This window comes from Armatimonadota bacterium, assembly GCA_020354555.1.
Classification (GTDB): Bacteria; Armatimonadota; Hebobacteria.
Window position 1 is genome coordinate 2417225 of record CP070648.1, and the last position, 14297, is coordinate 2431521.

A 14297-nucleotide genomic window follows, 5' to 3' on the forward strand; every position below is an offset into this window, starting at 1 on the left:
TCGCGGAGCGCGGCAGCTACTTCGCCGGCGCGGTTTTCGGCGCAGGGGCCGGCGCGTTGCTGGGCGCGATGGGCGGAGCCTGCTTCGGCGGCAGCGCAGGGACCTTGCGCGTGGGCGCCACGATCGGAATCGCGGGGCCCACCGTGCCGACACTTTCCTGTCCCATCCCGTTGATCGCCTTGACCCACGCGCACGCGCCTTTCGGCAGAACAAGCTCCACCTCACTGAACTGCAGCGCGCGTCCGACTGACCGCCAGCGCAGGAGGTCCGGCGCATCAACCAGTGAGGCGTCGGATGCCGCCGCAACCCGGTACTCGGCGATGCCGGACTCCTGGTCATGGACCTCGTCCCACGTCATGGCCAACGGCCTCGCGCTGACGACGCGCGGCCTAGGTGCCGGTGGCGGGGTGGTGTCATTGAAGCGGACGACGCAAGTCGCCGTTGCCTCGTCTCCCACGTTGCCTGCGTGGTCGCGTCCCCTGACGCGCAAAGTGTAGGTTGTCCCGCTGCGCAAGCCCGGGACGTCGCGGAGGACGACGACGCCGTCGCGGGTGTCTTCCGCGGCGATCTCGGCGCTGAACAGGACGTGTGTCGCGGGCGGCAGGCGCGGCGCCGCCACGTCGCGGAGATCACCCCCGGCCGGCCGTTCCGTCACGATCCGCTCGGTGATCGCGCACAGGTACGCGTCGAAGCCGGAGCGGCCGGTATCTGAGGCGACGAGTGCGGCGCGGAATGAGTTGGGGAACACGCGCGGCGGTTCCTCGGTGGCCACCCCGAGCGGCCAGGCGGAGGTCTGCTCGAAGCGGTTGATGCCGACGCGCGGGGGGTCGAGGTCCGCTGCAACGCCGTCAGAGCATCCCACTTCAGACCAGCCGATCTCGTTGCGCGCTTTCACGTCAATGAAGTACACGTGACCGTGGCGCAGGGGCAGCGCAACGGTAGCAGAGGTCGCGGGGCCGACCGAGGTCCAGTCTCTGGCGACACCCGTGTCTCTATCGCGCACGCGGTACTGATACTCCACGGGCGGAGGGGCGTTGACCGAGGGCGGCACTCGCCACGACGCGCGCAGGCCATCGGCGCTGCGCGTCCATTCGCCGTCATCAGTCACCACCGGCGCGGCGGGCGGGAAGCGAGCGGGGCGCAAGCCCGGCGCCGCCAGCAGCGGAGGCGCCGCGCGCACGCGATCAAAAGCGAACCGAATCTCGCAGTTGTCATTATCCATGCCGTCGGGCCAGCGCCCGCCGTGCCGTGAACCGCCCTGGCTCATGCCCGTTGTCGTTCCGCTGACGTCGCCGCGGAATGCGCTGGTGTCGCGGTTGTAAAGCAGGTTGAGGTCGTAGCGGTTGAAGTCAGAGTGGATGTCACAGTGGTCGTCATCGCCGTAGAGCCAGCCGTCGCTGTCGTAGAGGCGGAGCGTGACGGGCACGTCGCTGGTCATGGGCGCGCGGGGGCGGAAGTCGGGCGCGCGCCACGTTCGGTCGTTATCCTCGAGCCACTTGTCAATCCGGTCCTTGTAGTACACCTGCTCCGCGTTGACGTGCAGCGCGACGCGGCTCAGCCTCCAACCGCCCGCCGTGCCGTCGGGGGCTTTCTCGATCTGAAGGTACTGGACGTCACTGACGCGCAGCCCAGCGGGCGGGTTGATGCTGTACGTATCTTCATCGCCGCGCTCGAAATCGTCGTAGAGCGGCTTGTCGAGCAGGAAGCGCTGGCGATCATTGATGCGCAGGAAGACGTCGTCGTCGGTGCCGGCCCATTGCTCGTCCCTGGTGCGGACGGTGACTTGCAGGCTCGTGACCGGCTCGTCCGTACGCCACGCCAGCGGCACGGCCTTGACGAATGTGAAGGGATAGCTTGGCAGCGAGAAACCGCACACATCGTAGCCGTGAATCATGCCGGAGCAGAACTCCTGGCCGGCGATGTTGGCTTTGGCATAGAAGTCCGCCTCGTCAAGACCGGGGTCAACGCCGACTTCGTACCACGGCGTCGCATCCCTGACGTGAGTGACTTGGGCCACGACGAACTCAACCGTTGACTGGAGGTCGCGCGTGCTTGCGACGGGGGTCTCGGCGGGGGGCGGGGTTCGATCGCCGACTTGGGTCACCACGCGCTCGAACCCCGCTCGGAATGTTGTCTTGGGCACCGTGTGATAGCCCGCCACCGCACCGATCAGGTCGTCGAGGCTGCCTCCGGGACCCGGCGCGTCGCCTCCGGTTGGCTCGCCTTGGCCCTGCCAGTGCCCCGAATTGAACTGAACGGTAAACGCGCCGCGCAGATCGTGATCCAGTTGCCCGGCATGGCGGTCGCTGAATCGCTGGGCCGCCTGCCAGACGGCCTCGTCGTCAACCCACGAGCGCACCGCGCGTACCCATTGCCGGGTCGCGAAGTAGGCGGTGATATACGCGTCGAGGTAGAGCGGGCGGCCCGGCCAATCCTTGTTCATCGCCGTCGCCAGGTTGCGGTTGCCGTCGGAGTTCCACCCGCCGTGGGTGCGCAGCCCCGGCCCCCCGTCGTCAACGTACACTCGCGCCGCCCGACGCACCTCGACCGGCACATCGAACCAGGTCGGATGCGAGCCGTAGGTTCCCATCGCCGCCCAGCCTGGGCCGTCATAGCCGTCTGCGCTCGCGGTGCCGGCGGGCTCGACCCAATTGCTGTGAACATAGAAGTCTTGCAGCGTGTGCGAGGAGATCCCCAAAATGGTCAGCAGGCCCTGAATGTCACCGGCGCTCGCCCGGTCGCGGGCCGCCGCTTTCACCGCACGGGCGAGGCGGTTCCATTCCATCTCGCAGATCTCGCCGCTGTCGGCGCCGCGCTCGACGCCGCCGATGGTGTACCTCACGGTCCCGTCAAACCCCAGCCAGTCGGCGGCGTGAACCACTTCGTCGGACCAGCCCTCGAGCCCCCACGGCACGAGCGCCGCCCCGATCATGGTCAGCCACATCTCGCCGTGAAGGCTATACGGATTCCGGCTCGCTTGTTCGTAGTAGTCATCCATCCAGTTGGTGACCTGGACCACCTCGATCGCCGTGTTGCCAAATCCCTCTGCCGTCAGCGCATCACGCACCAAGTCGAAGTGCGCGCTGGCGTCAAGGGCATGGGCGGGAAGCGCGGCGCTGCACGCGACGGCAAGGATGAACAGCCAGGTAGCGACGCACGTGCGCAAGCGAGGAACGAACGGCATGTTGGACACCTCCCCGGGTCGTCCGCCTGCGGCGACCCACGGCAGATGCACGACACCCGACGAGATGGTCGCCGGGTTGAAGCAGGCGGGTGGCGCGGCGCGGCTGCCGCCGGAGCCCTCTCCGCCGCAGCCCGTTTTCGCTGCGCGGGTGTGGTTATCCTTCGGCCCAGCTCAGTGCGCCCAGGTGCCGCTCGGATTCATCTCGATATGGGAGCTAAGGAGCGGACAGAGGATTGCCTTGACGGGGGTTGAACTATCGCCCTCGGGGCCGGCGCAGGAATTCCGCCGCCAACCGCGCTGCTGCCTATTCCCGGCCCGTTTGCGGCCCTGGTGGTCGCGGAGACGATCCGTGAGTTTCGTTCGTAGCCTCGACAGGCGTTGTGGCCGACGATGTCAACAGACGCCGCGAAATCGTTGGCAGGCCTCGGTCGCGCTAGCCGCCGCGCTGTCGGCCGCGGCATGCCTTCTCTGCCTGACCCCTCCGGCGCGCGGCGAAGTCGTGCTCGCGAACGGGGCGACGGCTTGCACTGTGCGCACTGGCAGCTACCGATTGCTCGTGGACGTGGGGGCATCCAATCTGTTCGTGCTGCAAACGCCCCAGGGGAAGACTCTGTGGCCGGGGGTCTCCGGATTCGCCGTTACGGCGGACGGCCAGGAGTTCGAGTGGCGGGGCTCTCCCGCGCCGCACCTGCACACGCTTCGCGCCGGGCCGCATCTCGTGGAGTTCTGCCTCGAGAACATCGTTCTCAAGGCCGACGACACGACCTGGCCCGGCCTGGCGGAGCTTCACGTCACGTGCCAGGAGCAGAAGGTCTATCTTCACGTCCGCTTCCTGCTGCCGGCCAGCGAGTGGGTGAATGCGGGGCGGTTCGTGTACCGCCGGCCCGAGGTGCATCCCACAGCGGCCGCATGCGCGCCATCCGATGCTCGCATGATCTTGCGTGCCGAGCCGACCGCCGGCAAGTCAGCTGACGCCATCATCATCGGCAACCGGCCGTGCATGGCGATCGTGGGCACGCTGCCGCGGGGCCGGCCCGGGTTGCTGTCCGAGGACGCCGGCAACGTCGCGCTCATCGTACCCGTCGGCGAGGGCCCGTTGCACCCCGGCGACGCCAGGGAGGCGGCGTGCGCGTTGCTCATCGCCCGCGGCCGCGAGGAGATCGCCGTTACGCTCGACGCGGAGCGTCATCCCCTCGACGCATCGGCCTTCCGAACAGGCATGGGCCAGTGCGAGGGCTTCGATCCGCGCACTGGTTTGTACGTTTTCCGCGCCGAGACTTCGCCGTCCCCCGAGCCGCCGCCAGGCCTCCGCGCCGGCGCTGCGTTCAGCGTGACCAACGATTCGCGGCCGCGCACCATCCTAGCGGACTCGTTCGATCCCTGGGGCGGCATTTGCGGCGGCCTTGTCCGCGACGAGGAGGGGTCGCCGCTGCCGATCCGAGTTCAGTTCGGCCTCAACTTTCCCGAACTGCGCGGCGAGGCCGAGGAATCCGGCTGGGCGACGTTGACCTTCCCGCTGTCCCTCCAGCCGCAGGAGTCGCGCGGCATGCGAGTGGAGCATCTCTACGGCGGCGCGCGCGACCACGACCTGCTGTACCTCACCAGCCTGGAGAACGTCGGCGGGCCGCTGCTCTATCAGGCGACCGTATCGCGCCTGGAGTCATTCACCGTGACGAGCGGCGGCGAGCTGCGGATCAACGATTTCCGGCGCCACTACCGCGACCTGAAGGTGCGCTCGGTTTCGGCGATCCTGCCGACATTCTTCGGGTACTTCGATGCGGATGACCGATACCAGGGACTCGCGCCCGGCGAGACGCGCATTGTCGAGGGCGGGCCGTTTGTCGCGGAGATGGCGATCTCCGCGCGGACGGCGGACGGCAGCGTGTCGGGCGAGATCCGGCTGTGGGAAACGCCGTGCTCTGATATGACGCGCCTGTTCAGCGAAGTGCAACTGCGCGTGAACAAGGAGGTGCGCCTGTCTTCACGGCGAGCCGCGCCGCTGTTCTTCCTGCGTCACCATGCGTTCAATCCGATGGCGTACCGGCGCTTCGCCGCGTGGGTCGAGCCGGGGGAGGCGCGGGTCGGCGAACTCGACTTCGCGCCCGAAGTCGCTGCCGACGGCCTGCCCCTCGCGCGACAGCCGTTCGGCGTGCTGTACCAGGCGAGCAATGGGATTGACCAGGGGATTCCGTGCAGCGACATCACGGGGAATCCGGGGTGGGTGCTGCTTGATGCGGACGTTCGGATGGGTGATAAGCCTTTGCCTCTGGGCGTCTATGCGTTCGCCACCGGGCCGGGCGATGCCGAACACGGGGATTACGCGCGCGACCTGGCGGTGGTTCCCGCGCGGCGGGTGGAAGTCCTGCCTGCCGGTACAATCATCCGCTACCGCGCGCTGCAGGTGGTGTATGGCGACAACAGCTCGGACTACGCGTCGATGGTCAGTGAGCGCGAGGCGTGGGCGGTGCGGCCGCCGCAAGTCGAGGCGTCGGTGGGAGCGGTCGTGTCGCACAATCCGCCGCACGTGCGGGCGGTTGACGATGCCGCCGAGTTCACTATTGACGGCGGCGCGGATTGGATCGCCGTACGCGTAAGCGGCTTGCGGAGCGCGGGACGCCTGGAAGTGTGGCGGAGAGCGGATGACGGGACGAAAGTCGCATTGACTGACGCGAGCAGCGGCGAGCCCTGGTACATCGCCTGGCCCGACGACGACGGTGGCGTCGGCTACACCTTCCTGGTCAAGCTGCCCGGCGACGGGTCGCCGGTTAGTCTGGGGGTGGGAACTGCCTCACAAGCCTTGGGGCGCTGAGGCGGCGCGGATTTCTGTCGCACGGAGGAGCATACGTGATGGCGGGAGCGCTTGTCGCGGTAGGACTGGTGTCAACTATGATCACATCGCTTGACGGTGAATGGCTGATCGCCGCCGACCCGCGGAATGTCGGGCGGGAGGAGCAGTGGTATGCGAAGCCGATCGCGGGGGCGAAGCCGACGAAGGTGCCGTGGATCATCCAAGATGCGTTCCCCGGGTATCACGGAGTCGCGTGGTACCGGCGCGACTTCACCGCGCCGCGCAATCCGCACACGCGGGGCCGGTATCTCCTGCGCTTCTGGGCGGTGGACTACCAGGCGGAGGTGTGGCTCAACGGCGTTCACGTCGGCGGGCACGAGGGCGCGGAAACGCCATTCGTCCTCGACGTCACCGACGCAATGAGGCCGGGTAGAAGGAACCGCCTTGCGGTGCGCGTGCTCAATCCGACGAACGAGCCGATTGACGGCATTGCGCTCAACGAGACGCCGCACCGCAACAAGGCGGTGCCGTATTGGGCGGGCGCGTCGTACAACCACGGCGGGATCATGGATTCGGTGGAACTGCTCGCCGCGCCGCCGGTGCGGATCGAGGATCTGTTCGTCCGGCCCGACCCGAGGACCGGCGTGATTCGCATTACGGCGAACGCGCGCAGCGCGATGCCCGGTCCGGTGAGCGCGGCGTTCGATTTCGCGGTTGCGCCCGCGGCAAGCGGCGAGACGATCGCCACAGCGCGCTTCAAGCGCCGCCTGCCTCCCGGCGACACGCCCGTTGAAATCGAACTGCGCGTGGACGAGCCACACCTGTGGGATGTGGACGATCCGTATCTGTACCGGGTGACGGCGCGCATGTCGCGTGAGCGCTCGAAGTCGGTTGACGAGCAATCCGCGTGCTGCGGGTTCCGCGATTTTCGGTTCGAGGGCGGCTATTTCCGACTCAACCAGCGGCGCATATTCCTGCGCGGCTCGCACACCGGGAACCACTGCCCCGTCGGCCTTCAACTGCCGCACGATCCGGACCTGCTGCGGCGCGACCTGCTCTACGTCAAGACGATGGGCTTCAACATGATCCGGTTCATCGCGGGCATGCCGACGCGCTATCAGCTCGACATGTGTGACGAGATCGGGCTGCTGGTGTACGAGGAGTCGTATGCGGGATGGCTGCTTGCGGACTCGCCGAGGATGGCGGAGCGCTTCGACCGCTCAACGAGCGAGATGATCCGGCGCGATCGGAATCATCCGAGCGTGGTGATGTGGGGGCTGCTGAACGAGACGAATGACGGGCCGGTGTTCCGGCATGCCGTGGACGCGCTGCGGCTCGTGCGCTCGCTCGATGATACGCGCATGGTGATGCTGAACAGCGGGCGGTGGGATGGGCAGCTCAGCATCGGCTCGCTATCCAACCCGGGGTCAGCGGTGTGGGAGGCGCTCATGGGCGACGAGGCGCCGGAGATGGCCCCGACCAGCGCGGCGCCGCCGGGCGGCTACTGGGCGCGAGTGGGCGATGCCCATGCGTATCCGCGGGTGCCGCACACAGCCGACACGGTGCGCTTCTTGCGCACGGTCGGCGAGGGGACGAAGCACGTCTTCCTGTCGGAGTACGGCATCGGCAGCGCGGTGGATCTGTGGCGCGCGGTGCGCCACTACGAGCGACTCGGCGCAGCATACACTGAAGACGCGCAGTTCTACCGCGACAAGCTGGATCGCTTCCTCGCTGACTGGGAGCGCTGGCGGATGGCGGACACGTTCGCGCGGCCGCAGGACTACTTCGCGGAGAGCCTGCGCAAGATGGCCGGGCAGCGCACGCTCGGACTCAACGCGATCCGCGCCAATCGCAATCTCGTGGGCTACAGCCTGACCGGCACGGTGGATCAGGGCATGACCGGCGAGGGCCTGTTCACGACGTTCCGGGAACTGAAGCCCGGAACGGTGGACGCGCTGTTCGACGGGCTGGCGCCGCTGCGATGGTGCCTGTTTGCGGAACCCGTGAACGTGTATAGCGGAACGCCGGTCCGCCTGGAGGCGGTGCTGGCGAATGAGGATGCGCTCGCGCCGGGGGATTACCCCGTGCGGCTGCAGGTGTTTGGGCCGGACGGGGCGCCGGTTCTTGAGCGCACCGTGACCGTCACGATACCTCGGTCCAATTTCGCACCCCACGAATCCACAGCCGAGGGCGGCCGTGCCACATTGTCTGCGGATACGCCGTTCGCCGTACCGGTTTTCGCAGAAGATGCGGCTATTGAGGGGCCGTCGGGGCGATACCGGTTCGTCGCGACGTTCGAGAGAGGAGCGGCGGCGACCGGCGGCGAGGCGGAGTTCTACGTCGCCGACCCGGCGGAGATGCCACCGGTGGGCGCGGAGGTCGTCCTGTGGGGCGAGGACGCCGAATTGGCGCGGTGGCTGGCCGAGCACGGCATTCGCGCACGCTCGTTCGATCCCGCATCGCCGCCTGCGCGAGAGGTAATCCTGGTGCCCCGCCGCCCAGCGGCACCGGGCGGCGCGGATGCGTTCGGCGAGCTTGCTCGGCGCATTGCTCGCGGCTCGACGGCGGTGTTTCTTTGCCCCGAGGTATTCAGGGACGGCGATGACCCGCTGCACTGGCTTCCCCTTGCCAACAAGGGGGCACCTGCCGGCATCGCCGGCTGGCTCTACCTCAAGGACGAATGGGCGAAAGCCCACCCGATGTTCGACGGCCTGCCGTGCGGCGGGATGATGGACTACACGTTTTACCGGGAGATCATCCCGGACGCGGTGTGGTCGGGGCAGGACGCGCCCGCAGAGGCGGTTGCCGGGGCGATCAAGGCGTCGCAGGATTACTCGTCCGGGCTGCTGGTGGCGGTGTACGAGTTGGGCGCGGGACGGTTCGTCCTGAACACGCTGCACATTCGCGAGAACCTTGGCCGGCATCCGGCGGCGGAGCGGCTGCTGCGAAACATGCTGCGTTACGCGGCGCGTGATGCCGGCAAGCCCCCAGCCGACCTGCCGCCCGATTTCGATGCGCAGCTGAAGGCGATGGGGTACGTGGGGGAAGACGCGGGATGAGACTGCTCTACGGAACGGCTGGAGTGCTGCTTGCGATGATGACACCGCATTTGGCCAACGCGATACCCCCAGCACCGAATGAGATGGCGGACGCTCGGCGTTGGGCGGCGGCCGGATTCGACGGCGAGAAGCCGCAGCCGCCTTTCTCATTCACCTACGACGGGCGGCGCTCGTCCGAGTTCCTTCAGACATGGCAACTGCAGAGCAGCCGCCGGAGCCTGGACGCGCGCCGCACAGAGCACAGGCTCATCTATGCCGATCCCGCGAGCGGCCTCGTCGTACGCTGCACGGCGATCGAGTACCGCGATTTCCCGGCCGTGGAATGGATGCTGCAGTTCCACAACGGCGGTCGCGACAACACCGCGATCCTCGAAGACATTCAGGCGCTCGACGCGCGCATCGCGGCGCCGAAGCAACGGCCCGTCACGCTCCACCGGTCCCTGGGCGACAGCAATTCGGCGGAGAGCTTCGCGCCGGTTGAAGATATCATCGCGCCGGGCCGGCAGATCACCCTCGCGCCCAACGGCGGGCGGTCGTCGGACGGCCAGCTGCCGTTCTTCAACCTGGCGCGCCGGGGGGCCGGCATGGTGATGGCTGTGGGCTGGTCGGGGCAGTGGGAGGCGGCCTTTGAGCGCGACGGCGACACGGTGAGGGTTCGCAGCGGCATGCAGAACACGCACCTGCGCCTGTATCCCGGCGAGACGATCCGGACGCCGCGGATTGTCGTCCTGCTGTGGCGCGGCGACGAGGCGCTGCGCGGCAACAACTTGTTCCGCCAGTTGCTGATGTCGCACTACTTACCGCGCCGCGACGGGGAGTTGGTGTTGCCGCCGATCTGCGGCAGCGTTGGCGAAGTCGAGCCCGATGGATCGTACGAAGGGCCGCACATCAGGGTCATGCCCATCCTTGCGTCGCGCGGGATCGAGGTGTTCTGGTCCGACATGGATCCGCAGCAGTGGTATCCCAAGGGGTTCCCGGAGGGCACGGGGACGTGGGAGCCCGATCCCGTGAAGTATCCGCGCGGCATGAAGCCTGTCGGCGATGCCGCCCACGCCGCGGGGCTCGGCTACCTGCTGTGGTTCGAGCCGGAGCGCGTTCATTTCGATACGTTCATTGACCGGGAGCATCCGGAGTGGGTCATGAAGCCGGACGGGGAGTGGAGCCAGTTGTTCGGGCTGCACGATCCGGGGGCGCGCAAGTGGCTGACCGATTACATTGACGCACAGATCAGCGCGGCGCAGCTTGACTGGATTCGCTGGGATTTCAATATCGAGCCACTGGGGTTCTGGCGGCGCAACGACGCGCCGGATCGCCAGGGCATGACGGAGATCCGGCACATCGAGGGGCTGTACGCGATGTGGGACGAGCTGCGCGCGCGTCACCCAGGGCTGGTGGTGGACATTTGCGCCAGCGGGGGGCGGCGCATTGACCTGGAGACGCTGACGCGCGGCCTGCCTCTGTGGCACAGCGATTTGCAGTGCTCGGGAGCGCACCCCGCCGCCGACCAACTCCAGAACGGCGGACTGAATCGGTGGGTGCCGCTGCACGGCTGCGGGAACTTCGGCTACGAGCCGTCGTACGTGTTCCGCAGCGCGATGACCGCAGGCAACATACTGGCGACCAATACGTCGGCCCCGGAAAGCGCTGAGGCCGTGAAGAGAACCGTCGCGCTGTACCGAAAGGTCCGCCCGTACATGTCAGGCGATTTCTACCCCTTGTTCCCGCACAGCGCAAGCGAGGATACGTGGTACGGCTACCAATTCCATCGAGCCGACCTGGATGCGGGCATGGTGCTGGTGTTCCGGCGGGAGGAGAGCCCCGACGCGAAGCAAACGGTGCGGTTGCGGGGCCTCAAGCCGGAGTTGCGGTATGAGGTGACGTGCGAGGATGCCGAGGTCAGGAGAACCGCGAAAGGAAGGAACCTGTCCGCCTTGAGCGTGGAGATACCCGCTGCGCCGGAGTCCGCGCTGTTGTTCTACCGCAAGGTGAAGTGACCGCGCCGCACGCGGGGCGGGCTCTGCGACGCCCTGATCGTGAGAGCGCTGACGCGACTTCGGGACATGTCCGCCGCCGGCGGGAGAAGTGGCGCCGCGGGTGGGCGCGGCGGCTCGCAGCCGAATGGGACGAGTGCCGGCAGGATATCCCGCGCGGCGCTGCGAATCACGGGGCGCATCCGTGAAACTGGAAGGCGATTCGGCATGAAACGAATGCGGCTCATCCTGGAGGTGCTAACGCTTATCATGGCCACGCAATGGGCTCACGGGGTGTCGGTCGTGCCGGCGGAGATGGCCGAGGCCCGCCGGTGGGCGGCGGCCAAGTTCGAGGGCGTGCAGGAGGCACCGCCGCGCGAAGCAGGGCTGATCGTACTGGCCAATAACGATCCGGTGCAGCCGAACGCGCGGGCCGGGCGGCCGATGAAGATCGTTGACCAGCAATACACGCGCGGGCTCTACTGCCACGCGTACAGCAACATCGTCGTGCGCCTGCCCGGGCCGGGGAAGACGTTCGAGGCGATCATCGGCGTGGATAGCAACGAGCAGACGAGCGGCGGACGCGGCAGTGTCGTGTTCTCCGTGAAGGTCGGAGATCGCGAGGCTTTTCGCAGCGACGTGATGCGCGAGGGCATGCCCGGCATCGTCGTCAGTGTTAACCTCGGCGGCGCGGACGAGTTCGTGATCGAGGTGGGTGACGCGGGCGACGGCATCGGCTGCGATCAAGCGGATTGGGCTGATGCGCGGGTGACTCTGACCGACGGCAGTGTGCTCTGGCTCGGCGACATGCCCCTGGGCGGGCCGGCGCGCGGGCCGTACACGACGGAGCCGCCGTTCTCGTTCACCTACGACGGGCGGCCGTCGGGTGAGGTGCTCAAGACGTGGACGCTCACGCGCGCGGAGCGCGCAGTCGATGACAAGCGCACCGAACACGCTATCACCTACAACGACCCCGAGACCGGGCTTGTCATGCGCTGCGTCGCCGTGGAATATCACGATTTCCCCATCGTCGAATGGACCCTCTACTTCAAGAACGCGGGCTCTGCGGATACGCCGATCCTGGAGGACATCCAGGCGCTTGACACGCACCTCGAACGGAGCGCGGACGGCGAGTTCGTGCTCCATCACCACACTGGCAGCCCGTGCACGCCGACGGATTACGAGCCGTTCGCGACGACGCTCGACCCGGCAAGCGAGAAGCGGATCGCGACGGCGGGCGGCCGCCCGACCAACAGCGATCTGCCGTACTTCAACATCGAATGGCCGGGCGAAGGCGTCGTGATCGCGCTCGGCTGGCCCGGACAGTGGGCGGCGCAGTTCGCGCGGGATGACGGCATCGGCCTGCGCATTCGCGGCGGCCAGGAACTGACGCACTTCACGCTGCACCCCGGCGAGGAAGTGCGCTCGCCACTGGTCGTCATGCAGTTCTACCGCGGCGATTGGATTCGCGCGCAGAACGTCTGGCGGCGGTGGATGCTGGCGCACAATCTGCCGCGGCCCGGCGGCAAGCTCCCGCCCGCGCAGATGGCGGCCTGCAGCTCGCACCAGTACGGCGAAATGATCAACGCGAACGAAGAGACCCAGATCATGTTCGTGGATCGCTACCTCGAGGAGGGCATCGAGCTCGACTATTGGTGGATGGACGCGGGGTGGTACATTAACGAAAGCGGCTGGCCCAACACGGGCACGTGGGAGGTGGACACGAAGCGGTTCCCTCGCGGCCTGCGGTTCATCACCGACCACGCGCACGCGAAGGGCGTGAAATCCATCGTCTGGTTCGAGCCGGAGCGCGTGACGCCCGGCACGTGGTTATACGAGAATCATCCGGAATGGCTGCTCGGGCGCGACGGGGAGACGAAGCTGCTCAACCTGGGCAATCCCGAGGCGCGGCAGTGGCTCACCGAGCACGTCAACCGGCTCATCAACGAGCAGGGGATTGATCTTTACCGCAACGACTTCAACATTGACCCGCTCGGGTTCTGGCGCGGCAATGACAGCGACGATCGCCAGGGCATCACCGAAATCAGATACGTCGAGGGATTTCTGGCGTACTGGGACGAGCTGCGGCGCCGTCATCCAGACATGTTGATTGACACGTGCGCCTCGGGCGGCCGGCGCAACGATCTGGAGACGCTGCGGCGGTCGGTGCCGTTGCTGCGCAGCGACTGCATCATCGAGCCGGTGGCGCAGCAGCTTCACACCTACGGCATCGCCTTCTGGATCCCGTTCTACGGCACCGGCGTCAACTCGACCGATCCCTACGTCTTCCGCAGCCAGGCGTCGTGTCCGCACCTCACGGGCTGCTACGATATGCGCAACCGCGAGATTGACTACGAGGAGCTGCGCCGACTGTACACGCAATGGCGGAGCTATGCGGACTGCTACTTCGGCGACTATTACCCGCTGACGCCGTACGACACCGGCAATGAGGTGTGGATGGCGTGGCAATTCGACCGGCCGGAGTCGGGCGATGGGATAGTGCAAGTTTTCCGCCGCGCGGACAGCATCTACGAATCCGCGCGGTTGCGGCTGCGTGGGCTGGACCCGGATGCCACCTATGTTGTCACCGACCTCGACGGTCCGGGCGAAACGAAAGCCACCGGCCGGGAGATCATGGATCCGGGGGTGCTCGTCGCTTGCAGCGACCGCCCCGGGAGTGCGGTCATCATGTATCGCCGGGAGCAGTAGGCTCTGACGTCCGGCTTCGGCACGGGGCCGGCTGGCCGGGAGAGGTGGCGGCAATGGACGAGATTCGGATCGGCGTGGCCGGCCTCGGTTCGCGCGGCCGGTACTGGCTGTCGTCGTTGCAGGGGATTCCCGGCTATCGCATCACCGCCGTGTGCGACACCGTCGCCACTCTCCGCGACCGGGCGCTCGCCCAACTCGGGAACCCGCACGACGTCGCGGCGTGCGGCAATTACGATGACCTGCTTGGTAACCCGTGCGTGGATGCGATCGCCCTATGCGTGCGCTGCAAGGAGCAGGGCGCGATGGCGGCGCAGGCGCTCGAGGCCGGCAAACACGTCAACATGGAGGTGCCCGCGGCGCACACCCTCGAGGATTGCTGGCGCATCGTCGTCGCCGCCGAACGCAGCGGCAAGATCTATCACCTCGCCGAGCAGACGCGCTACTGGGGATTCGTTGACGCATGGCAGCAGCTGGTCGCGGAGGATCGCCTCGGGCACGTGACGTACGCCGACGGCGAGTACTTCGGCTACTACCCGAGGCTCTACTACCGTGACCCCGACACCGGCGAGTACTACGATCTTCAGCGG

The 14297-nt window shown here is 67.3% G+C and carries 6 protein-coding genes; 5 read left to right on the top strand and 1 reads right to left on the bottom strand.

Going from position 1 to position 14297, the window contains the following annotated elements:
* Positions 1 to 16: 16 nt before the first annotated feature.
* On the bottom strand, positions 17 to 3184 hold the full coding sequence (locus JSV65_09880; protein UCH36641.1) for a hypothetical protein: 3168 nt from the start codon (positions 3182 to 3184) through the stop codon (positions 17 to 19).
* A 529-nt stretch (positions 3185 to 3713) separates the two neighbouring features.
* Here JSV65_09880 and JSV65_09885 point away from each other — a divergent pair.
* The 5 genes from JSV65_09885 to JSV65_09905 form a co-directional block, all read left to right on the top strand.
* Complete coding sequence (locus JSV65_09885) at positions 3714 to 5993, top strand: hypothetical protein (GenBank protein ID UCH36642.1); 2280 nt, start codon at positions 3714 to 3716, stop codon at positions 5991 to 5993.
* Positions 5994 to 6031: 38 nt separating this feature from the next.
* Complete coding sequence (locus JSV65_09890; GenBank protein ID UCH36643.1) at positions 6032 to 9031, top strand: glycoside hydrolase family 2; 3000 nt, start codon at positions 6032 to 6034, stop codon at positions 9029 to 9031.
* On the top strand, positions 9028 to 11025 hold the full coding sequence (locus tag JSV65_09895) for an alpha-galactosidase (protein UCH36644.1): 1998 nt from the start codon (positions 9028 to 9030) through the stop codon (positions 11023 to 11025). The genes JSV65_09890 and JSV65_09895 overlap by 4 nt, the downstream gene beginning before the upstream one ends.
* Before the next feature lie 204 nt (positions 11026 to 11229).
* Entirely contained in the window at positions 11230 to 13710 is a 2481-nt protein-coding gene (locus JSV65_09900) for an alpha-galactosidase (protein ID UCH36645.1), read from the top strand.
* Positions 13711 to 13763: 53 nt separating this feature from the next.
* The coding region (locus JSV65_09905; protein UCH36646.1) for a Gfo/Idh/MocA family oxidoreductase at positions 13764 to 14297 on the top strand (534 nt) is incomplete at its 3' end.

Coding starts and splice junctions, on each gene's coding strand:
- JSV65_09895 (UCH36644.1), top strand. CDS start 9,028: ATGAGACTGCTCTACGGAACGGCTGGAGTGCTGCTTGCGATGATGACA.
- JSV65_09900 (UCH36645.1), top strand. CDS start 11,230: ATGAAACGAATGCGGCTCATCCTGGAGGTGCTAACGCTTATCATGGCC.
- JSV65_09890 (UCH36643.1), top strand. CDS start 6,032: ATGGCGGGAGCGCTTGTCGCGGTAGGACTGGTGTCAACTATGATCACA.
- JSV65_09880 (UCH36641.1), bottom strand. CDS start 3,184: ATGCCGTTCGTTCCTCGCTTGCGCACGTGCGTCGCTACCTGGCTGTTC.